This is a genomic window from Aliikangiella aequoris (genome assembly GCF_053709105.1).
This window is the reverse complement of sequence record NZ_CM132298.1, coordinates 466,456-489,098: the sequence shown is the minus strand read 5'-3', so window position 1 is coordinate 489,098 and position 22,643 is coordinate 466,456. Positions and strand designations below refer to the sequence as shown.

The window sequence follows — 22,643 nt, the reverse complement described above, 5'->3', positions numbered from 1 at the left end:
ACTATGCTTCTTCAGGTAATTTAAATCCGGCGATTGAATTATTTAGCTCATCTGCCAGTTCCGCTAGTTTACCAATCGAGTTCGCTGTATTTTGAGTACCTTCGGAAGTTTGGTTAGTAATTTCTTGGATAACATTCATCGTATTAGATACATGACCCGCTGATGCCGCTTGCTGACGCGCAGCGTTCGAAATGTTTTGGATTAAGTCTGCCAAACTTTTCGATACCCGCTCGATTTCTTCAAGTGCAACACCCGCATCTTGTGCTAGGCGTGCTCCATGAACCACCTCTGCAGTACTTGCTTCCATCGAAATAACCGCTTCGTTGGTATCCGTTTGAATCGTTTTAACTAGCGCTTCAATCTGCTTGGTTGCGTTACCAGAACGTTCCGCTAGTCGCTGTACCTCATCCGCAACAACCGCGAAACCACGACCGGCTTCACCCGCCATCGATGCTTGGATTGCAGCGTTAAGTGCCAGAATGTTTGTTTGGTCAGAAATGTCATTAATCAAAGATACGATATCACCGATTTCTTGAGAGGACTCACCAAGACGCTTGATTCGTTTTGATGTTTCTTGAATTTGCTCACGAATAGTATCCATACCAGTAATAGTATTTCGTACAACCTCACCACCTTTTTTCGCGATATCAACCGACTTTTCCGCAACCGTTGCTGATTCAGAAGCATTCGCAGATACTTGCTCAATCGACACAGCCATTTCGTTGATTGCCGCTGATGCACCAGTAATTTCTTGTGCTTGGTTGCGCGATGCTTGCGCTAGCTCCATCGAGATGTTTTGCGTCGCATCGGTTGCGTTAGCCAACTTAACAACCGAGTCTTTGATGGTTGATACTAAGCTTCTTAGTTGGTCAATGGTAAAGTTCATCGCATCTGCGATTGCCCCAGTAAAGTCTTCGGTTACCGTTGCATTCGTGGTCAAGTCACCGTCTGCCAATCCTTCCATTTCATCCAGCAATCGAATGATAGCTTGTTGGTTTCTTTCGTTTTGCAGTTTCTCTTGGTCAGCAACTAAACGGGCTCTTTCAGTTCTACCCCGGTCATCTTTTCGTTGGCGGCCATATAGCAAGAATAAGAATATAATGACGAAGCCACCGGCTATTCCTGACCAAAAAGGATGGCCAACTTGGTAAATATTTGAACCTTGGTTTTCATACGCTGACTGAAGTTGCTCAGTAAGAGTCAACATATCATTCGCTTGGGTAAAAATCTCATCTGACTTGCTATGCACTTCAAACAGCTCGTCAGTATTACTAATTACATATTCAACGTTTTGTTTTACTTGGGTGTACAATCCTGCGATTTCTTCTAACGCCTCTCTAGCTTGACGGTTTGAAACTCGACTGATGTCCATCATCGCGTCGCCTTCAAGCATCCCGGTTAATACTTCACCAAATAAGTCCACGTCGTGCCCAAAGTTTTCCGCTGAGCGGCTTGCATCATCACCACCGGCTAATACTTTTTGGAAGCTTCGGTTAATTCGCTCGGCATAGGTTATTTGGCGAGTGGCATACATAACCTGCTGCGCAGAGGCATTATTATCTAATAGAATGTCTTGGACTTTTTCATACAGAAACTGCATTTGAGGAATCGCTTCAGACAATTGGGTAGATATGTCATACAAACCGATTACGGTTTGCTGCCCCTTACTGACAACTGCTGAATTAGCGCTCATGTCACTCCACAAGTCGCCTACACGTTTAACTTGATTGTCACGAATACTTTCAGGTGACGGCGGCAACCCTTTAGAGTCATCGCCCCTTTCTAAATGATTATACTTTGCTTGAAATTCTTTAACAGAATCATTCAATAAGCGAAACGCTTGCTCGTTACCTTGCGATGCTTCCGAGGCATTTTTCGCAATTTGCTGAGAAAGCACCCTTAAGTCACCGGCTTTAGTTAAGCGAGACTGGTTCTGTTGACTCTGGTACAACCCCCACCAAAGGTTAGCCGCCCCAACTAAAATAAATACTAAAAGCAAACCAACATAAACCCCAGTATTAGACTTAGCATTTAATTGATTTTTTTTATCGTCTGTTGCGCTCATAGCTTAATTCCTGAATGCAAAAATATTTTCAAAAGAAAAATGTCTTTTATATCAACGCAACTTTACGAAACGCTGGCGTTTCGGCAAGTGCGTTCAAACTAAAAACAGTCCATAGCTTTTCACCCGAATAAAAACCTCCTTTCAGGTATGGCTGCATGAGTTCATCATGCACTGGGACTTCCTTTACCCAGTCTTCATCTTCAAAGTGGTTCATACCGAGAACTTCATCGACAATAACACCACAGTGAATATCATTATGGTTAATCACCAACAAGCGTTGTCGACGTAGTGCATGAGGCGCTTTGCGCCCTAAAAAGCCATGCAAATCCATAATAGGTAATAAGGTTCCTCGTATATTAGCTAAGCCTTTAACCCAAGGTTTAGCACCAGGAACTTTGGTATAACGAGGAATTGAAATTATTTCAGCAACTTCACCGAGGTTGACAATATAGTCATTACCAGACATTTTGAAGCCAACACCAGTCCAAAAACGACTTAAGTCTTCTTCTCTAGGCGACAATGCAGCACTTTCAAAACTACGCTGTTCTATGCTTTGTAAAAACTCAAACGCTTGCTTGTCTGTAATCTCGGTCATAATTGAAATTATCTTCCTAGAATTGCTTGAATCGTATTAATTAAATTGCCTTCTTCTACCGGCTTGGTCAAATAGTCTTTTGCGCCCTGACGCATGCCCCAAATTTTATCGGTTTCTTGATCTTTGGTTGTGACAATAACTACCGGAATATGCGCGGTTGTAGACTCTTTCTTTAATTGACGTGTAGCTTGGAAGCCGTTTAAGCCAGGCATTACAACATCCATAAGAATTAAGTCTGGTAGCTCTTGCTTAGCGACTTCAACTCCAGATTCACCACTGTCGGCAGTTACAATTTGATAGCCGTTGGCTTCTAAAATAGTTGATAGGACGTGGATCTCCGTTGGAGAGTCATCAACAATTAATATTTTAGACATTTATTTTTTTCTCCCGCTTAGTTTGTTCATACTTTGAAAAAACTAAAGATTAATAAGATAGAAACGACAACCTGCTATGCGTGACTAACGTGCTGTTTAATCGCGCCAAGAAGTTCGTCTCTGCTAAATGGTTTCGTAAGATATTGGTCAGACCCAACAATTCGGCCTTTGGCTCGGTCAAAAAGCCCGTCTTTACTTGAAAGCATTATGACCGGAGTATCTTGAAAATCCTTATTATTTTTGATCAAAGCGCAAGTCTGATAGCCATCAAGTCGCGGCATCATAATGTCCACAAAAATAATATTAGGTTTGTGATCCGCTATTTTAGCTAAGGCGTCAAAGCCATCAACGGCCGTTACAACTTCGCAGCCAACTTTTTTAAGCAATGTCTCAGCAGTTCGACGAATCGTCTTACTGTCGTCAATAACCATTGCTTTTAGACCTTGAAAGCTATTTTCCATTCATCTTTTCCTCTACAGATAGAAGTGTGAACTACCTGAAATTCTGTACTAGTACGAAGCGCCAAGTATGGCACACCTGAAACCTGAGTCACTTTTAACATAAAAATCGGTGCTCTTCCACCGAGATTTAGCGTAAATGCGTGCAAAACGCAGAGAGTGGTGTATATTGCAAGCTTAAAAAAGAAAACCATAAGAATCAAGCTTTTAAATGACAAGACAACTAATTAACTTTAAATAAACCGATTAAGCCTTTGATTATATTAACAATATACTTTTTTCAATCTAGCGCTTTCTTTGCATTAAATTGCATAGTAACCTTCATATGTTCCTAATTATAGTCGAGATTCTCCATGTCGTTAAAAATTGCAATCCTGATGGATCCTATTGAGCAAATAAACATTAAAAAAGATAGTAGCTTTGCAATGTTATTAGAAGCTCAAAAACGTCAGCATCAACTGTTTTACTTTGAGCAATCTGACTTACATCTTAATCAAGGTGAGCTTCTAGCCCACTCTTACGCGCTAGAAGTGAAGGACAATCCAAATAATTGGTTTACTAAATCTAGCCTTGCAACCCGCAAAGTTACTGAGTTTGACGTTATTCTCATGCGTAAGGATCCGCCATTTGATATGGAGTTTGTCTACTCAACTTACTTACTTCAGTTGGCGCAAGAAAAAGGCGTGTTAGTTGTAAATAACCCGCAAGCAATACGAGATGCAAATGAAAAGCTTTTTACTGCGTGGTTTCCACAGTGTTGTACGGCTACTTTGGTCAGCCGAAATGCGAAAGATTTTCGCGCATTTCACCAACAGCACAAAGACATTATCTTAAAGCCGCTAGACGGAATGGGCGGTAGCTCTATATTTAGGGCCACCGAAAACGACCCTAACCTTGGTGTAATTATTGAAACTTTAACTCAGCTAGGGCGCGAAACCGCCATGGCACAAAAGTTTATCCCTGAAATAAGTCAGGGCGACAAAAGAATTTTAATGGTTAATGGTGAGCCTGTTCCCTATTGCTTAGCGCGTATTCCCGCCAAAGGTGAAACTCGCGGCAACCTAGCAGCTGGCGGCAGAGGCGAGGCAAGACCGCTAACTGAAAAAGATCGCTGGATTGCCAACCAAGTTGGCCCCACTCTTAAACAAAAAGGGTTATTATTTGTCGGACTCGACGTAATTGGCGAGTATTTGACAGAAATTAACGTCACCAGCCCAACTTGCATTAAAGAAATCGATGCGGCTTATGACTTAAATATCGCCGCCATGTTGTTCGACGCCATTGAGTCTAAAGTGACTTTGAATTAATTTTTAATATTAGTGAAACTTATGCAAAACCACCAAGGTGTCATTGACGAAGCCAACCAGCCGCAAATTAGTCAACTAGATAAAGTCATGTTTTGTGGCTTTTTGGCTATTGTGTTCCATGCCATGTTATTTTTTGGATTAGGTTTTAAATTACCGGACTTATCTAAAAGTACTGCCGGCAAAACTTTCAATGTTGTATTAGCTCAATTTGAAGCCGACAAAAAGCCAGAAAAAGCAGACTATATTAGCCAAGCAAACCAAGAAGCGGGAGGCAGCAGTGAGCAAAAGCTTGCTCCGAGTACCACTCAAAAGGCGCTGTTTAACAATCCCGATCAAATATCCTCTGAGCCGCAGGTCGCCAGTCGACAGATGACTCAACAACCGCCTACACCCGATGTGATTAACTCACAAGGCCGTGCGTTTAAAATGTCGAACCCTCAGCAAAAAGTGGAAGTGAGCAAGCCAATTCCAGACGCTGCGGCACTCATTGATAAAAGCTACCGTCTTTCCGGCCTTATTGCCAATCTAGATAATAGTAACGTTAACCAAGCTCTTAAAGGTCGTAAACGACAAGTTTCTGCCGCAACTCACAGAGCCAGTGATGCCCTTTACTTAGATAGCTGGCGCCGCAAGATAGAAATGATAGGTAATCAAAATTATCCTCAAAAAGCCAAGGTCGATAAAATATTTGGCAACTTAACCATGAAAGTAGCCATCAATAAAGATGGCACTATTAATCAAGTTCAAATCATGCAAAGCTCAGGAAATAAAGTTTTAGATAATGCCGCATTAAAAATTGTTCGCCTTGCAGCTCCTTTTAAGCCGTTAACTGAAGAAATGACCAAAGACACCGATATTCTTGAAATTATTCGAGTTTGGCAATTTCAACCAGACTACATTTTGAATACAAACTAGTCTTATTGATAAAATCGCATTTAGTGCTTTGCTTTATAAAATCATTTAACTAAACCGCCGAATAAAAAATTCATTTGTTACTTGCCTTTAATTCAATAAGTGGCAACACTAGTCATATGAAAAAATTTCCAAGCTTAAAAAACCATTTGTTAATCGCGATGCCAAGCCTTAAAGATCCCAGCTTTGAGCAAAGCGTGACACTACTGTGTGAGCACAATGAAGAAGGAGCCATGGGTATTGTCATTAACCACCCACTAGACTTTTCAACCTTTGAGCTGCTTGAACATATGGCCATACCCTGCTCTAACGCCAGAAATATTAATCCTGTTTTCGCTGGTGGACCTGTGCAGCAAGATAGAGGTTTTGTTATTCATCAGGCAGACAAAATATGGAAGTCTAGTATTGTACTTGAGCAGAATGTTTCCATTACAACATCTACCGATATTCTGCATGCCATTGGGCGTCACGAGCTTAACGATGAAGCTTTTATTGCGTTAGGTTATGCTGGCTGGGAAGCTGGTCAGTTAGAGCAAGAAATTATGCAAAATAGCTGGCTAACCGTTCCGTTAAACCCTCAAATCGTTTTTGCTACCGAGGCTAGTAAAAGGTGGGAAGAAGCGATTAACCTCTTAGGTATTGACCCTCACAGTTTATCTGATTTTACGGGGCACGCATGAGTCAAGTAATTGCTTTTGATTTTGGCTTAGCTCGCATTGGAGTTGCGGTAGGCCAATCAATTACACAAACAGCAACACCATTAGAAACATTAAAAGCAGCTGATGGAAAGCCGTCTTGGGAGCTTGTAGAGCAGCTACTTAAACAGTGGCAACCTCAGCTGGTTATTGTTGGGGAACCATTTAATATGGATGGTACCGAGCAAGAAATTACAAGACGCGCTAGAAAATTTGCCAATCAAATTCACGGTCGCTTTGGTGTGCAAATAAAAATGGTAGATGAAAGACTGAGCAGTGCAGCAGCGCGTGAAGAAATTTTCGAATTTGGCGGTTTTAAAAAACTAAAAAAGTCACAAATTGATAGTGTTGCTGCTGCTCTAATTCTTGAGTCTTGGTTTTTAAGCCAGAATTAAAAGCGCCAACTATTCTTCCAATAACATGGCTTTTACTAACACCAAGGGCTTTACAGGAACATCTGGCCAGCCTAGCTTACTATCGACTCCTGTTTGTACACGAGACATTCTATCAAGTATTTCGGTGCCCTCAATCACGACCCCAAAAACGCTATACCCCCAATTGCTTCCCGGATCTAATCCTGGATTATCGCTAATATTAAAATAAAATTGGCTAGTCGCACTATGCGGCTTATCGCTACGAGCCATGGCGATAGTATAAGACTCGTTTTTTAACCCATTGCCGGACTCATTAAAGATTGGCTGATTTTCTTTTATTGGGTTGTATAAGAGATCATATCCCCCACCTTGCACTACAAAGTCAGCAATAACCCGATGAAATACCGTATTATCATATTGCTTTTGGGTAACATAAACTAAGAAGTTATTACTGGTAATAGGCGCTTTATGCCGATCTAACTCAACAATTATATCGCCAAACTGGGTGACTAATTTGACCCGTGGAAACAAATTGTCGGGCTGAATTTCACTACCTGAGTTATAAGCAAACAGCGAATTAAATTGAATTGCAGTAAAAAAAATTACTAGATATTTTATGATTTTCATTCAGTTTCCTGAGCAAAAGTTGAGTTTGATTGAGCTAACATGAACTTATTTTAACATAACTAAGCACTAGGTTAAGCAATTAGCTAAATGCTTGAATAATATTATGTAATGCTTCCTCTAAAAGTTTTTTTGAGCAAGCCAAGTTGATTCTAAAAAAGCCCCGCCCCTCTTCACCAAACAATAAACCATCATATAAACCTACCCGTGCCTTTTTTACTAATAATTTTCGAATCGTTTCATGAGGCAAATTTAAGCCAGAAAAATCAACCCATGCTAAATATGTACCTTGCGCTTCAACTAATTTAACTTGGGGAAGTTCTTGCTCAAGTTTTAATTTTACTCGATCACGGTTTAATGCGATATATTGGTTTAGGCTTTGTAGCCATGCTCGGCTCTGCGAGTAGGCAGCTTGAGTGGCTACTGCTGAAAACTCATTATCAAGTGAAAGGTGAGACTTATCGATTAGCATTTTTATGCTTCGTCTTAATTGAGGATTAAGACAAATCAATGTCGACTGCGGCAAGCTGGCTAAATTAAACGACTTGCTCGACGAAATAATAGTAATGCTGTTGGTATTACTTTGCGCTAGTCGACTAAAGTGAAAGTGCTGAACGTTTGACGGTCTTATATCAGCATGTACCTCATCACTAATGACTAGAATATTATGCGCTTCACAAATTTGGTTTATTTGGTTAAGTTCCGCTTCCGTCCAAACCCTACCAGTGGGATTATGCGGACTACATAAAATTAAAATTTTAGTTTGGGGGGTAATTATTGAGCGTAAATGGTCCAAATCCATGTGATATTGGCCACTGTTATAGACCAATGGATTAGTGATTAATTGCCGTCCATTTCTAGTGACTAACTTTAAAAGCGGGGGATAAGCAGGTGTCTGTACAATAATTTCATCATTTGGCGATGAAAACTCATTGACGAGTGCATTAATAGCTGCAACGGTTCCTGGCGGATAAAAAAGTAAATCTGATTCATTTAATCTCCACTGATATTCATGTTGCAGCCAATCAATTATAGCATTGACATAGGCTTTGGTGCGCATGCTATAACCAAAAACAGGGTGTTCAGTGCGTGCTTTAATTGCAGTAATAATGGGATCGGCTATCGCAAAATCCATGTCAGCTATCCATAATGGAATTAGGTTAGCATCGGCAAATTTTTTTTGATTGTAATCCCACTTGTAACAATGTGAGTTTTTTCGATCAGGCGGATTATCAAAAGCGTCAAATGGGTTAGGTGCGTCTTTCAAGTGACCTCCTTTAGTGCATTTAAAATGCCCTAGGTTTCTTATTCGCTCCAAACAGCAAATTCATTTAAATTAGTGTCAACAAACTGAAACCGCTTTCCGCCAGGAAAATTAAATATTGGTTTAACGATTTTGCCTCCAGCAGCCTCTACCGCAGCGATGCTCTTTTCAAGATCATGGCTATAAATAACCAAAAGAGCACTGCCCGATTGCGTTTGCATCGACTGCTCACTTAAATAAAAACCAGCATCAATACCCGCATTAGAAATCGCACAATAGGTATCTCCGTAATCAATGAAGCGCCAGCCAAAAACCGCTTGATAAAACTCTTTCGCTTTCACAAGATCTTTTACAGGAAACTCTACATAGTTTATTTTATGATGGGTTGGCATTGCAATTCTCATTCATTTTGGTGATACAAGTAATTGCTAACCTTAAAACAATTGAAATAAGCAATCAATTAAGTCATTCATTAACCAATAAACTAAACATGTTACACTGCACTTAATAATTAATAACGCTCAATTAACATGGCTTACTCATTAAATCCAATTGGAGTTATCCACTCTCCATACAAGCAGAAGTTTGCAATTCCTCGTCAACCCGGCTTGGTTAGCCTTGCTAAAGGCTCAATCGAACTTCACCCGCCGTTTAATGACCCGCAAGCATTTTTAGGAATAGAAGAGTTTTCGCACTTATGGATTACTTTTATATTTCACCAAACAGCAGAGCAAGGCTGGGCCGCGCAAGTAAGGCCACCACGCTTGGGCGGAAATCGAAAGCGAGGCGTATTTGCAACCCGAAGTAATTTTAGACCCAACCCAATTGGACTTTCGGTGGTAGAAAATTTAGGTTTAAGACGCACAAAAAGTCAGTTGTTTTTAGATATTGCAAACTTTGACTTCCTCGACGCTACCCCTGTTATCGACATAAAGCCTTACATTCCTTATTCCGATTCAATAGAAAAAGCGAGCGCAGGCTTTGCACAACTCGCACCAAAATCAGTTTTAGAAATAAGCTTTTCACCTCAAGCAAAGCAGGCTTGTGAAACTCATCGGTCTACTCACCCCAATTTACAACCGTTTATAAGCCAGGTACTTACCCAAGATCCTCGACCCGCACACAAAAAAGCAGACTTAAAGGTTCAGCAATATCAAGTATATCTATATGAGTTTAATGTAAAGTTCGAGATTGCGAATAAACACTGTAAAGTAACCGAAATAAAAAATAGACAGGAGTAAATTGTTATGCTTTTCAGTTAGTTAAATTCTAGGCGAAATTAAAAGGTTAAAATATATACAATAAAACTTGCATAAAACCACCTGTACAAGTAGTATTTATACAGCTAGCCAAAACTAGCAATTAATCTTTTTAAATGGAGACTAACTTATGAGCCAATTACCTCAAAACGCGATTGAGCTAATTCCTAGGATCAATCAAGTAGCTATGCAAGCTGGGCTAGCCAATAACCAAATAGCAGGGCTTATCAATTGGGTTTTGCGTTTTAAAAGGTTTTACAAAGATACCCTAAACATAAGCTTTAACGAGCAGCATTTAGAAGGTTACCTAAACCATTTAATGGTTCATCATGCATACGACTCCTCTCAACTAAAGAATGTTGTCAAAAAGATCTCCTTTTTTTACATCCATATATTAGGACTTAAAATAGGCGAAATAAAAATCCCAAAACCGCAGCGTCAGGCTACAGATAAACCTCATACAAATGACTACTCTAAGCTTTTTCCATACATGCAAGGCACCCCACTATTAATGGTAAAATTAGCTACATTAGCGCAGTTAAGCTTAAACCAAGTAACGCGTATTCGATTGGTTGACCTTTGCTTAAAGCGAAACTGTTTAAGGATAAGGGGAGCTAATAACGCTATTCTTAAGCAAATTCAAATTCCCCTTCAACTGTGCATAGAGTTAAGAATTCAGAGTTTAAAGGTGAAGCGATTAATCAATATTCAAGTTGAAAAGCTTACTGCTTTACCTCAGGCTAACTTGCTTAATAATCAAGACGTCAGTTCGGAACCAGATCAAGCTTTGTTTGTCTTGGGTAGTCATTGCAACAACCCTTTAGCGGCTATTAGCTTTAAACACTTGCTAAATGAAATAAAACTTGCCGAGCGTCAGCTTAACCTTTTTAAATCAACAGTAAGTAATTCAAGGTCACTAGCAAACACTTTTCAGCAAGGTAATAATTTACAGAAAGAATTAGGCTTTAGCGCTCACTTGGGCGCGGCTTAATCATGCTTGAGTAATGCTATGAAGCTTGCTAGGTGCTTATAAATGGTTGTGTATTTCTATCGGCAAAGTCAATTAACTCTTCTGCCGATGTGCCATTTTTGGGGTAATTTGCTTGTCCAACCTGATAGTTAAACTCTAAAAGTTCGCCTTTAATTTCATAGAAGCGCTGCATCGTATCTTGTAGGCGCCATAATAAATCTTTTACGGTTTCAGCAGAAGTATCATCACTCAGTAACACAACAAATTCAGCGCCGACAATTCTGGCAATATTGTCAGACGCTCTAAAACTGTTATTTAACCTAACCGCAAACTCTTTGAGGTATTCGTCACCGAGCTTATGGCCAAGCTTCTCGTTAAGTTCTTTAAAGCCAATTAGATCAATCAACAAAATTGAGCAGTTGCTATTATCGCGAACACTACGCTGTAATGCTCTATCGATTAATTCAATAATTCCACTTCGGTTATAAAGCAGAGTTAAAGGATCTCTTATCGCTTTTTCTCTTAACTCATACTCAAGGTCTTTCTGTTTAGTTATATTTAAAGATACGCCTTCGACGCCTAAAAACTCACCGTCGGCTTTAAAGCGCGCATACGCACTCGTAGAAACCCAAAAAGTCGAGCCATCTTTGCAACGCATTAGAGTTTCTACCGCGACCGCATCACCATTTGATGCCAATATTTTTTGTAAAGTTTCGCTGCGTTCTTCCGGGTTAGCGTAAAAGTGAGTCATCGGTTTACCGATAGCTTCGGAAAAGCTATAGCCTAAGATACGCAACGCATAGGGCGAAGCTTTAATTAAGTTACCTTCAGCGTCGGTTCGGTAAAAAATGCCTGGCATATTCCTAATTATTTGCTTTAACTCGCGCTCAGATTCTCTAAACTGCTTTACTAACTTAGCATGCCAGCTAATATCTCGAACCGTTACAACAATTAGCTGATCGCGGTTAAGCTCTACTAATGTGCCGCAGGTGAGAATCAATGTTCGGGTTATATTAGTACAAGAGAGCTCAACTTCTATTTCACTTTTGGCTTCACTATTGGCTTCACTTTCGCTTGCAGACTTTTGGAGTAGAGCCTCTATTTTTGACGTGAAATCTGATGAAAAAAAGTCACTAAAACGCTGTTTTACTAGAACGTCTAGTTGACAGTTTAATAATTCGCAAAGGGCATTATTAGCAAAAAGTACTACTCCATCATCTAAAATTGCTACGCCGTCCTGAACAGCATTTAGCAATGCGAGGCTGTTAACGTGCTCAATTTGGGGGTTATGAATAGCAGAGTCCATTAGCTTCGGGTGTATTAAGCGAAAAGGATAAACTAGTTTGGCACGATATTTAGAGTATTTCTACTACTAGAGCAGCAATGCGTGAAGTCGTTTTTAATTTAACACCTTTTAATTACTAAAAAGCCTAGCTTAGCTAGGCTTATTAACAAAATTTTAAAGAAGCTTTAAGTTTATAAATATTTCACTTCAACAATTTCGTATTCTACGTCACCATTGGGCGTTCTTACGACAGCAATATCACCTTCTTCTTTACCAATTAAAGCTCTCGCAATGGGCGAGTTTACAGAAATTTTATTCACTTTAATATTGGCTTCATCATCGCCCACAATTTTATAAGTAACTTCCGCATCAGTTTCTAAATTCACCAAGTCTAAAGTTGAGCCAAATATAACTTTGCCATTGTTGGTAATTTTAGTGACATCAATAATTTGCGCCGAACCCAGTTTCGACTCTATTTCTTGAATACGACCTTCAATAAAGCCTTGTTGTTCTCTTGCCGCATGGTACTCAGCATTTTCTTTTAAATCACCATGCTCTCTTGCTTCTGCAATAGAAGCAACAACTCTAGGTCGTTGCACTTGTTTTAAATCAGTTAATTCGGCTTTTAAGGCGTCTGCACCTTCAACCGTCATAGGGGTTAAGTTCATTTATCGTTACCTTTATTTAATTCTTTTATGCAGCTCTTGCAGCGAGCTAACAGATTGTCTATTTTGATGACGTATCGCTTCTGCTGTGGCTAAACCTCCAGCAAGCGTTGTGGTATAGGCCACTTTATACTGTAACGCAGAACGTCTTATTTGAAATGAGTCTGCAACAGCTTGCTTACCTTCTGTGGTGTTTACAATATAATCAATTTCATCATTTTTAATCATATCAACAAGATGCGGTCGGCCTTCAAAAACCTTATTCACGCGCTGACAAAATATACCTTCTTGAATGAGCTTAGTAGCAGTACCACCGGTCGCTAAAATCTCGAATCCACAATCAATGAGCGCCCGCGCAGTTTCTGGCAATTTAACTTTATCACTTTCTTTAACACTCAATATCGCTTTGCCGCCACGCGGTGCTTGCGAGCCACCACCAAGTTGGGCCTTATAATAAGCTTCTCCAAATGATTCGCCTACTCCCATAGCCTCACCCGTAGATTTCATTTCTGGGCCTAGAATGGGATCGGAACCTGGAAACTTATTAAAAGGAAATACGGGCTCTTTAACGGTAAAGAAATTACTGTCTACTAGCGGTTCAACGCCTTGCTCTTTTAAGGAACGCCCTGCCATGACACTTGCGGCAATTTTAGCTAATGGTCGTCCAGTAGCTTTAGATACAAATGGTACGGTTCGCGAAGCACGAGGATTAACCTCTAAAACAAATATATTGTCGCCTTGAATTGCAAACTGAGTGTTCATTAAACCTCTTACATCAAGCTCTTTGGCCATCACTTTGATTTGTTCAGCCAATCGCGCTTGCATGTCCTTACTTAAAGTATGAGGCGGAATACAGCAAGCCGAATCACCTGAGTGAACTCCCGCTTGCTCAATATGCTCCATAATACCGCCAATTAAAACGGTCTCACCGTCAAAAATAGCATCAACATCCACTTCTATAGCGTCATCGAGAAAACGGTCGAGCAGTACTGGCGACTCATTGCTAACAGATACCGCGTCGGTCATATAGCGACGTAACTCTTCTGCATTGAACACGATTTCCATGGCTCGCCCACCCAGAACATAAGAAGGACGAACGACTAAAGGATAACCAATTTCATCAGCAAGTCGAACTCCATCTTCCATATTTTTTGCGGTTCGATTAGGCGGCTGTTTTAAACCTAAGCGCTCAATAGCTCGCTGAAACCTTTCTCTGTCTTCAGAGCGGTCGATTGCGTCGGGCGAAGTACCAATAATTGGAACGCCGGCAGCTTCTAAATCACGAGCTAGCTTAAGCGGTGTTTGTCCACCATATTGAACAATGACGCCTTTAGGCTTTTCTTTATTAACGATTTCTAAAACATCTTCAAGCGTAACAGGCTCAAAATAAAGTCTATCTGAAGTATCGTAATCAGTTGATACTGTCTCTGGGTTACAGTTAACCATGATAGTTTCATAACCATCATCGCGCATTGCAAAAGCAGCATGAACACAACAATAATCAAACTCAATACCTTGCCCAATTCGGTTAGGACCGCCGCCTAAAATCATGATTTTATCACGCTCAGAAGGGTTCGATTCGCACTCCTCTTCATAGGTAGAGTACATATAAGCGGTATTAGTTGAAAACTCTGCAGCACAGGTATCGACACGCTTGTAAACTGGAAACAGCTTAAACTTATGGCGTAACTTGCGAAGTTCTTTTTCCGAAACATCAATGAGTTTAGATAGTCGTCTATCAGAAAATCCTTTGCGCTTCATTAAGCGAAGCTTATCGCGATCCAGCTGACCAATACCGAGCTTTGCAAACTCGCTTTCTAACTTAACAATCTCTTCAATTTGCACTAAAAACCAAGGATCAATTGCGGTTATATTAAAAACTTCTTCAACACTATAATTTTGACGGAATGCATCAGCTACATAATAAATTCGCTCGGCTCCCGGCACTTGTAAGTGGTGTCTTAACGTTTCTTTCCAGTTGGTGCGCTTGACATTAAGAATCGGATCAAAACCATCAACTCCAGTTTCTAACCCGCGTAGTGCTTTTTGCATCGATTCTTGGAAAGTTCTACCTATGGCCATTACTTCACCTACTGATTTCATTTGAGTAGTCAAAGTGGCGTCTGAATTAGGGAATTTTTCAAAGTTAAAGCGTGGTATTTTAGTTACTACATAGTCAATACTCGGTTCAAATGAAGCTGGCGTATTGCCACCCGTAATGTCATTTTGCAGCTCATCTAAGGTATAACCTACCGCAAGCTTGGCAGCAATTTTAGCAATAGGGAAACCTGTCGCTTTAGACGCTAAAGCAGAAGAACGCGACACGCGTGGATTCATTTCAATTACAATCATACGACCCGTTTTGGGGTCAACCGAAAACTGAACATTTGAACCGCCAGTCTCGACACCTATCTCACGCAACACAGCTAAACTCGCATTACGCATTATTTGATATTCTTTATCGGTTAAAGTTTGGGCTGGTGCTACAGTAATAGAGTCTCCGGTGTGAACTCCCATAGGGTCAAGGTTTTCAATAGAACAAACTATAATACAATTATCTTTTCTATCTCTAACCACTTCCATTTCATACTCTTTCCAACCGATAAGCGATTCATCAATTAATAGCTCAGTTGTCGGTGACAAATCTAACCCGCGAGTACATATTTCTTCAAACTCTTCGCGGTTATATGCGATACCGCCACCCGTTCCACCCATAGTAAAAGACGGGCGAATAATACATGGGAAACCGACCTGCTCTAATACTTTATGTGCATCATCTAAAGAATGAGCAATGCCAGCTTTAGGCATGTCTAAACCAATTTTACGCATTGCGCGAGCAAACTGTTCTCTATCTTCGGCTTTATCGATAGCTTCGCGATTAGCACCTATCATTTCAACTTTATGGATCTCTAGAACGCCTCTAGACGCCAGATCAAGTGCACAATTCAGCGCTGTTTGCCCTCCCATAGTGGGTAATATTGCATCGGGCTTTTCTTTTTCGATAATTTTGGCAACAACTTCCCAGTGCAAAGGCTCAATATAGGTAGCATCGGCCATTTCAGGATCAGTCATTATAGTTGCCGGGTTAGAGTTAACTAGAATAACTCGATAACCTTCCTCTTTTAATGCCTTACAAGCCTGCGCTCCAGAGTAATCAAACTCACACGCTTGCCCAATAATTATTGGGCCCGCTCCTAAAATTAAAATACTTTTTAAATCGTTACGTTTTGGCATCAACTATTACCGTTTTAGTTTAGCTATATGTAAAAAAATGACGAATATTGAAATGCTATATTCTGTCTTATCTTAACTTTTAGTGACTTGCATCATGTCAATAAATTTATCAAACAGTGGTGCTGCATCATGAGGCCCAGGACTCGCTTCAGGATGACCTTGGAAACTAAATGCGGCTTTTTGGGTATGCTCGATACCTTGCAAACTACCATCAAATAATGACTTGTGAGTTACTCTTAATGTATCTGGCAATGAACTTTCATCAGCAGCGAAGCCATGGTTTTGGCTGGTTATCATAACGGTTTTATCGTCGAGAGATTCTACTGGGTGATTTGCACCATGATGACCAAATTTCATTTTGACTGTTTTACCGCCACAAGCTAAAGCGAGTAATTGATGCCCTAAACAAATACCAAACAGCGGTATATCTGTCTTTAAAAATGCTTTGATAGCTTCGATTGCATATTCACACGGCTCAGGATCACCTGGCCCATTTGAAAGGAAAATGCCATCCGGGTTTAATTTAAGTACTTCTTCGGCTGGTGTTTGTGCAGGAACAACTGTTAAGCGGCAACCTCGATCAGCTAACATGCGTAAAATATTCTTCTTTACCCCAAAGTCATAAGCAACCACGTGAAACTTTTCATCGGCCTCGGTCAGCTTTTTATGTCCACCAACTAGCTCCCAACTTCCTTCAAACCACTCGTAAGACTCAGAAGTAGAAACGACTTTCGCTAAGTCCATCCCTTTTAATCCAGCAAAGTCTTTCGCTAGCTGTAAGGCTTTCGCTTCATCAATGTTATCACCGGCCATCAAACAGCCGTTTTGAGCACCTTTGTCTCTTAAAATTCGAGTCAATTTACGGGTGTCTATGTCTGCTATACCAACAATATCATTCTCTGCTAAGTAGCTCGATAAGCTCTTTTCTGCGCGCCAATTGCTGTGAACTAATGGCAAATCTCGAATGATTAACCCAGCAGCCCAAATTTGATTAGATTCTTGGTCTTCTTGGTTGATCCCGGTATTTCCAATGTGGGGGTAAGTTAAGGTCACCATTTGCTTTGCATAAGAAGGGTCTGTCAAAATCTCCTGATACCCACTCATTGCGGTGTTAAAAACGACTTCGCCAACTGAAACGCTTTCAGCGCCAATCGACACACCATGAAAAATACTTCCGTCTTCAAGGACTAGAATGGCAGGTTTAGACAAGTTACCCTCCGGCATAAAACAGATATGAAAAAGCGGAAAAGGGTTAAAATTCTCTTCCGCTTTCTAATTTAATTGTGCACTCGACCGCATTCGCGGAAAATCGGGGTATTTTAAGCGATCTGATAAGTGAATGTCCAATCAGAGTGACAAAATAAATATAAAAAAACCGCCTAAAAAGGCGGTTTTAAAATTGGTGCCGAAGGCCGGACTTGAACCGGCACGACCAAAGGCCACTACCCCCTCAAGATAGCGTGTCTACCAATTCCACCACTTCGGCATAATTCTGTTCATTTAACATATTGATACTTCTTATATATTCAATAAGTAATGTTTATTTAGTGTCATCTTCAGGTTGAGTTTTAGCTGCTTCTTTAGCTTTTTCTACTGCAGTTTCAGACTCTACTTTCGCCGCTTCAACTTTAGCATCGCCTGCTTGCTTAACTTCTTGAGTCGCTTGAGGTTGAGCTGGAGCAACTTGTGATTCAAGCCCTGCTTCTGTTTTAGGCAGCTCACTTTCAATGCCTTTGCTTTCAATTGGCGCTGTTACATCTAAAACTTCATCAACAATAATTTCTGGCTCTGCATTTAAATAGCTTATTGCTAAAGCAGTAGCAAAAAATAAAATCGCTAAAATGGTCGTGGTTTTAGTTAATGCATTGCCTGAACCAGCAGCACCAAAAACTGTATTCGCGCCACCTGCACCAAACGAAGCCCCCATTTCAGCACCTTTACCTTGCTGTAAAAGAATAATGCCAATTAAGGCAATTGAGACTACTAAATAAATAATTAAAATAATTTCCATGGTTTATCCTGCCGCAGAATAAATGTTTAAAAAGTCTTCAACTTTCAACGAAGCCCCGCCAATTAAGCCTCCATCAATATCTGGTTGCGCTAATAGGTCACTGGCATTGGTAGCATTCATACTGCCACCGTATAAAATTTGTAAATTTTGTGCAATTGATGCGTCTTTGCGCGCAAACCACACTCTTAACTCAGAGTGTACTTGGTGTGCTTGCTGTGGGCTAGCTGTTTTTCCTGTACCAATTGCCCAAATTGGTTCATAAGCGATTACCGCAGATTTAAATACTTCAACACCCACTTTATCTATAACCGCTTGGCATTGTGCCTTGAGTACTTCTAAAGTTTTCCCAGCTTCACGCTGTTCTAGAGTTTCACCAATACATAATATAGGCGTAATTCCTAGTTTTAAAGCCGCACCAAACTTATTTGCGACCATTTCATCAGTTTCGCCGAATATTTCACGTCTTTCAGAGTGACCTACCAATAGGTAGTCTACCGAGTAATCCGCCAACATGTTAACACTAACTTCGCCCGTATAGGCTCCACTCGCTTCCCAATGCGCGTTTTGAACACCTAGCTGAATTTCGCTGCCACTCAAAATTTGAGCAACATCAGCCACGTGAATACTTGGTACACAGACAATCATAGTCGCCATTGGGCTTGGCTTAAATGACGTTACTAGGCCTTGGGCCAAACTCATTGCTTCCTCTCGGTTGCAATTCATCTTCCAATTTCCAGCAATTATGCGCTTTCTAATACTAGTCATACCAAGTCAAAATCTGGCTATCTTTAAAAGGGCGCAAATCTTACCTGACAACTATCAGATATACAAGATCTGGATAAATTAATTAACTTGAAAAGCTTAACTTGAGCAAGATAGAGCCAGCATTTAGCTGGCTGATTGATTAACATCTTGTTGATTACCACCATCCGACTTTAAAAAAGCGATAAAATCGTCATACACGAGCGGCCTAGAAAAATAATAACCTTGAATATCATCACATTCATTTTGCGCTAAGAAGTCTTGTTGCTGTAAGGTTTCTACACCTTCAGCAATAACCTCTAACCGCAAGCTTTTTGCCATTGAGATAATCGCCAAAGTGATTGCGGTGTCATCGGCATCCACCACCAATTCATCGATAAAAGTACGGTCAATTTTCAGCGCATCGAGAGGAAAGCGGCGCAAATAAGCCAGTGAAGAATAACCTGTTCCAAAGTCATCAATGGCAATTCTAATTTGCATTTCCTTTAGTTTCTCTAAAATAGAAATCGCCTGCGAAACATCACGCATCAACATGCTTTCGGTTATTTCGACTTCGAGCAGTCGCGGCGGAATGCGGTATTTTTGCATCACCATTGCTATCGACTCTGGCAAATTAACTTGACGGAACTGCAATGCAGACAAATTAACCGCTAAGCGTATTTCTAAGCCATTTTCTCTACAAGCAGCAATCGATCGGCAAGCATTTTCAAGAACCCAGCTACCAATTTCTTTGATTAAGCCTGTATTTTCTGCAATAGGTATAAATTCTGCGGGCGAAATTTGGCCTAAAATAGGATGACGCCATCGGAGTAGCACTTCCGCACCAATTACCTTGTTTTCTTTAATATTAAACTGAGGCTGAAAAACTAAACTTAACTCTTTATTTTTAATTGCCTGACGCAACTCATTGGCTAGTTGGTGGCGTCTAATTGCTAACTGGTTAAGCTCCGCCTCATAAAACTCATAGGTATTTCGCCCCACTTCTTTTGCTTTATACATAGCAGCGTCTGCGGCTTTCATTAAAGAATCGACATCTGCACCATCATGCGGGAACATGCACACGCCAACACTCACAGTTGTATTAACTTCATAGTTAGATAACTTAAAGGGAGCCTCAAAACTGCCAACAATTTTTTCAACAATAGATATGACATCTTCAATGTCATGCAGCTCATTCAATATGATAACAAACTCGTCACCGCCTAACCTGGCTAAGGTGTCTTCACTTCTTATTTTTTCTAGTAAGCGTTGACTTGTCGCTTTTAAAAGCTGATCCCCAACCGCATGACCGAGTGAGTCATTCACATCTTTAAAGTGGTCTAGGTCAAGAAAAAGAATCCCTACCATCGCATTAGTTCGCGAAGCACGCTTTAAAGCGTATTTAATTCTGTCCATACACAACGCGCGATTAGGGAGTTGGGTGAGAGAATCATAGTTTGCTAAATATTGGAGGTCTTTGACAGCTCGCTCTAGGCGTTTTTTATTTAACTGCAATGCTTCACTTGCTGCGTCTCTTTCCTTTTGATTGATCTCTATTTTTTCTAACATTTGATTAAACGAGCGCCCTAAGGAGCCTATTTCGTCATAATCGTGTAGCGGTACTCGTATTGCATAGTCTCCACTTTTACTGACTTCTTTAGTAATTTCATCTAATTCGATAATTGGCCCTGAAATAGAGCGCTGGATTGTTAACGATAATAAGTAAACCCCCAAGCAAAGGGTTGCCACTATCGCTAAACTTATTAATGCAAACTCACGTATCAATCCAGAAAAGCGAGACGTTGACAGCTTTAAGTAAATCACCCCAGAAACTTCACCATCTTCTTGAATAATAGGCTCCCAGACACGAAGTTGGTCATTACGCCATTCAACCGCACTTTCAACTTTAAACTCTGCCTCGCTGATATAAAAGGAGGACGCGTTTTCGTCTCGAGTGACTAAAATGCGTCCGGTTGCATCAAACACAGCAGCCCCAAAATCTTCACTTAGCGCAGCTGTTCTTAATACTTTCACAAGGGTGTCTTCATCTTGCAAACTCGCAGGCACCAGTGAGTTATTTGCTAGTAAGCGCGCTTGTGAAACAGCGTCAGCTATTAATGCCGTTTGGGTCGTTTTATAAAAGTTAATCCCAGTAAATAGCATACCGATAATTAACGCACTGCTCGATGTGACCAGAATAACAGCTATGAGTTTGGCTTTGATTGAGCGAGTTAGTCGATTCATTTAGCCTCCCTCTTAAACGCAGTTCCCATTTTAAGAAGCTCTCGTGAAGCCACAAAACCGCTACGAGATAGCGCGGGTATGTCTATATCCAAATGCAAACGTTTGGACTTGAAGCTAACGTTAAAATGAAATTGAGCATTATCAATTTCCTCAAGGTTGGTGATTAGCAGCAAGTTAATATCATTAGAATGACTTAAAATATCGATATTGTTCACTTGCTCCACTGAGTTCACAATCATGGCATCACAAGATTCAACCGGCTTATCAAACTGATATTGTTGCAAGCTAACAGTATGACTAATCTCATTCACCCCAATTAACTTCTGCTCTTGCAGAGTTAATTTTAGGCGATTAAAAATCGCTTCGAAGCTGTCACTATCTTTAAACTCTTTTGAAATACACAGATTCTTCGTTGTTTTAGCGCTCTCAGTTAAAGTCGCCGGCCATTGAGTCTGCCTTAAAATTTCAAGCAAAATAGAAGAAAGCTCTAAATAATCTGTTTTAACTAAGTCAGCCGAGTTTAAAAGTTCAAAGCGGGGTTTATGCCCAGACTTTTCAAACGCCATAAGATTAATTTCAAATTTTCGCTTACTAACCTTTCTATCATCAATTAAGTTAAAGTGAACGCCGCTTTCACCAACCAAGTCACCAAACCCCAAAACCAGCGTATTACGGTTTAAGCGGCTATTAATCATACTTAAAATGCTATTCCCGTTAATTCGGTTAATCACCAAGCCATGACAGTCCGCTAACGACTCTGGCGAAGATTTCTGAAAGACTCTCAGCGGTTTATTTTTAAAACTTTTGTCGCCAACACTTTTTTGAATTATTTGCGCTAAAACCTTATTGCCAGTTAAACACAAATTAAAAAACTGACTTTTATTAAAGTTACTCAATTCAGGCCACTCGGTAAAATTGATCAGCTGACGCAACCGCTGGGCTTTCAAAAGGCTTTGGGACTCTACTACATTAGCGTAATTGATTAACTCTTCACTTGGTACAAACCAGCTTTCGAGAAAAGCATCTAAATTTAGTTCGTAATTAAACGTGTTTTGGCGGTTTAGAAAGAGTCCAATATGAGCACCGGCATCAGCCCTGCCTCGACCTTGAACAATAATTAGCACCTTTGACTGAAGCGTTACTTTTTCAATATGGCGCTTCACTAGTTGAGAGACTTCATTCAAATACAGCGCATTACAGCGACTTAACTCGTTCAACTTTTGTATATTTCTTATTTTAAGCGGCTGTTGATTTACGCTGACGTTTAGAGGAGTTAAATGCTGCTCAAAAATAGCTGCTTGCATTGAGTCTCGAAAAGTACACAGCCGATACTCGGCGAGCTGAACGGCACCGCTCTTTGGCTGCGACTTAACTTCAGCCAAAAACTGCCTAACAATTAAAGATTTGGCTATATTTTCGTCGAGCGCATCTTCAGCCGGTACTGGAATAGCAATAATACAAGTTAATACGATACATACAGCCAGTATCCGCTTCAAGGTGAGCATCCTGTACTTCTAGTGGGTATGGAAAACGACATAATGATATTATCTCTTTGGCTCATTGTAT

21 protein-coding genes and 1 tRNA gene are annotated in these 22,643 nt (G+C 40.4%); 6 read left to right on the top strand and 16 right to left on the bottom strand.

Going from position 1 to position 22,643, the window contains the following annotated elements:
- Position 1: 1 nt before the first annotated feature.
- From ACUR5C_RS02245 to pilG, 4 genes are all read right to left on the bottom strand, one after another.
- A complete protein-coding gene (locus tag ACUR5C_RS02245; protein WP_454466724.1) occupies positions 2-2,065 on the bottom strand; it encodes a methyl-accepting chemotaxis protein in 2,064 nt (687 codons plus the stop codon).
- 46 nt (positions 2,066-2,111) lie between these two features.
- Positions 2,112-2,660, bottom strand: a complete 549-nt coding sequence (locus tag ACUR5C_RS02240) for a chemotaxis protein CheW (protein ID WP_454466723.1) — start codon at positions 2,658-2,660, stop codon at positions 2,112-2,114.
- An 8-nt stretch (positions 2,661-2,668) separates the two neighbouring features.
- A complete protein-coding gene (locus ACUR5C_RS02235) occupies positions 2,669-3,034 on the bottom strand; it encodes a response regulator transcription factor (protein ID WP_454466722.1) in 366 nt (121 codons plus the stop codon).
- Positions 3,035-3,108: 74 nt separating this feature from the next.
- Positions 3,109-3,495 (bottom strand): twitching motility response regulator PilG, encoded by a 387-nt coding sequence (gene pilG / locus ACUR5C_RS02230; RefSeq protein ID WP_454466721.1) that lies wholly within the window; start codon positions 3,493-3,495, stop codon positions 3,109-3,111.
- A gap of 350 nt (positions 3,496-3,845) precedes the next feature.
- Between pilG and gshB the strand changes: the two genes are divergently transcribed.
- The 4 genes from gshB to ruvX all read left to right on the top strand — a co-directional run bounded on the left by gshB (position 3,846) and on the right by ruvX (position 6,801).
- The gene (gene gshB, locus ACUR5C_RS02225) at positions 3,846-4,799 is read left to right on the top strand and encodes a glutathione synthase (protein ID WP_454466720.1); all 954 of its coding nucleotides are present in this window, start codon (positions 3,846-3,848) and stop codon (positions 4,797-4,799) included.
- A 21-nt stretch (positions 4,800-4,820) separates the two neighbouring features.
- Positions 4,821-5,714 carry an energy transducer TonB gene (locus ACUR5C_RS02220; protein WP_454466719.1) on the top strand — a complete coding sequence of 298 codons (894 nt, stop codon included), beginning with the start codon at positions 4,821-4,823 and terminating at the stop codon, positions 5,712-5,714.
- Positions 5,715-5,830: 116 nt separating this feature from the next.
- Positions 5,831-6,391: a YqgE/AlgH family protein gene (locus tag ACUR5C_RS02215; RefSeq protein WP_454466718.1), complete on the top strand. Its 561-nt coding sequence runs from the start codon at positions 5,831-5,833 to the stop codon at positions 6,389-6,391.
- The gene (gene ruvX, locus ACUR5C_RS02210; protein WP_454466717.1) at positions 6,388-6,801 is read left to right on the top strand and encodes a Holliday junction resolvase RuvX; all 414 of its coding nucleotides are present in this window, start codon (positions 6,388-6,390) and stop codon (positions 6,799-6,801) included. Before ACUR5C_RS02215 ends, ruvX begins: the two co-directional genes overlap by 4 nt.
- Positions 6,802-6,810: 9 nt before the next feature.
- On the opposite strand, the gene ACUR5C_RS02205 is transcribed toward ruvX, so the two are convergent.
- From ACUR5C_RS02205 to ACUR5C_RS02195, 3 genes are all read right to left on the bottom strand, one after another.
- Entirely contained in the window at positions 6,811-7,407 is a 597-nt protein-coding gene (locus ACUR5C_RS02205; protein ID WP_454466716.1) for a peptidylprolyl isomerase, read from the bottom strand.
- 79 nt (positions 7,408-7,486) lie between these two features.
- Positions 7,487-8,671: a MalY/PatB family protein gene (locus ACUR5C_RS02200; protein ID WP_454466715.1), complete on the bottom strand. Its 1,185-nt coding sequence runs from the start codon at positions 8,669-8,671 to the stop codon at positions 7,487-7,489.
- Positions 8,672-8,709: 38 nt separating this feature from the next.
- Entirely contained in the window at positions 8,710-9,060 is a 351-nt protein-coding gene (locus ACUR5C_RS02195; RefSeq protein WP_454466714.1) for a VOC family protein, read from the bottom strand.
- 138 nt (positions 9,061-9,198) lie between these two features.
- On the opposite strand from ACUR5C_RS02195, the gene tsaA reads away from it, so the two are divergent.
- The gene (tsaA, locus tag ACUR5C_RS02190) at positions 9,199-9,909 is read left to right on the top strand and encodes a tRNA (N6-threonylcarbamoyladenosine(37)-N6)-methyltransferase TrmO (RefSeq protein WP_454466713.1); all 711 of its coding nucleotides are present in this window, start codon (positions 9,199-9,201) and stop codon (positions 9,907-9,909) included.
- 148 nt (positions 9,910-10,057) lie between these two features.
- Complete coding sequence (locus ACUR5C_RS02185; RefSeq protein WP_454466712.1) at positions 10,058-10,918, top strand: phage integrase N-terminal SAM-like domain-containing protein; 861 nt, start codon at positions 10,058-10,060, stop codon at positions 10,916-10,918.
- A gap of 28 nt (positions 10,919-10,946) precedes the next feature.
- Here ACUR5C_RS02185 and ACUR5C_RS02180 read toward each other — a convergent pair whose 3' ends face one another.
- From ACUR5C_RS02180 to ACUR5C_RS02140, 9 genes are all read right to left on the bottom strand, one after another.
- On the bottom strand, positions 10,947-12,203 hold the full coding sequence (locus ACUR5C_RS02180) for a sensor domain-containing diguanylate cyclase (protein ID WP_454466711.1): 1,257 nt from the start codon (positions 12,201-12,203) through the stop codon (positions 10,947-10,949).
- A 170-nt stretch (positions 12,204-12,373) separates the two neighbouring features.
- The gene (greA, locus tag ACUR5C_RS02175) at positions 12,374-12,850 is read right to left on the bottom strand and encodes a transcription elongation factor GreA (RefSeq protein WP_454466710.1); all 477 of its coding nucleotides are present in this window, start codon (positions 12,848-12,850) and stop codon (positions 12,374-12,376) included.
- Between the two features lie 12 nt (positions 12,851-12,862).
- Positions 12,863-16,081, bottom strand: coding sequence for a carbamoyl-phosphate synthase large subunit (carB, locus tag ACUR5C_RS02170; protein WP_454466709.1), 3,219 nt, complete (start codon positions 16,079-16,081; stop codon positions 12,863-12,865).
- A 72-nt stretch (positions 16,082-16,153) separates the two neighbouring features.
- A complete protein-coding gene (gene carA, locus ACUR5C_RS02165; protein ID WP_454466708.1) occupies positions 16,154-17,290 on the bottom strand; it encodes a glutamine-hydrolyzing carbamoyl-phosphate synthase small subunit in 1,137 nt (378 codons plus the stop codon).
- 191 nt (positions 17,291-17,481) lie between these two features.
- Positions 17,482-17,567: transfer RNA gene (locus ACUR5C_RS02160), tRNA-Leu, on the bottom strand.
- Positions 17,568-17,621: 54 nt separating this feature from the next.
- Positions 17,622-18,092, bottom strand: a complete 471-nt coding sequence (secG, locus tag ACUR5C_RS02155; protein WP_454466707.1) for a preprotein translocase subunit SecG — start codon at positions 18,090-18,092, stop codon at positions 17,622-17,624.
- A 3-nt stretch (positions 18,093-18,095) separates the two neighbouring features.
- Positions 18,096-18,857 carry a triose-phosphate isomerase gene (gene tpiA / locus ACUR5C_RS02150; protein WP_454466706.1) on the bottom strand — a complete coding sequence of 254 codons (762 nt, stop codon included), beginning with the start codon at positions 18,855-18,857 and terminating at the stop codon, positions 18,096-18,098.
- A gap of 123 nt (positions 18,858-18,980) precedes the next feature.
- Entirely contained in the window at positions 18,981-21,077 is a 2,097-nt protein-coding gene (locus tag ACUR5C_RS02145) for a putative bifunctional diguanylate cyclase/phosphodiesterase (protein WP_454466705.1), read from the bottom strand.
- Positions 21,074-22,573, bottom strand: a complete 1,500-nt coding sequence (locus ACUR5C_RS02140; RefSeq protein ID WP_454466704.1) for a YfiR family protein — start codon at positions 22,571-22,573, stop codon at positions 21,074-21,076. The genes ACUR5C_RS02145 and ACUR5C_RS02140 overlap by 4 nt, the downstream gene beginning before the upstream one ends.
- Positions 22,574-22,643 lie beyond the last annotated feature (70 nt).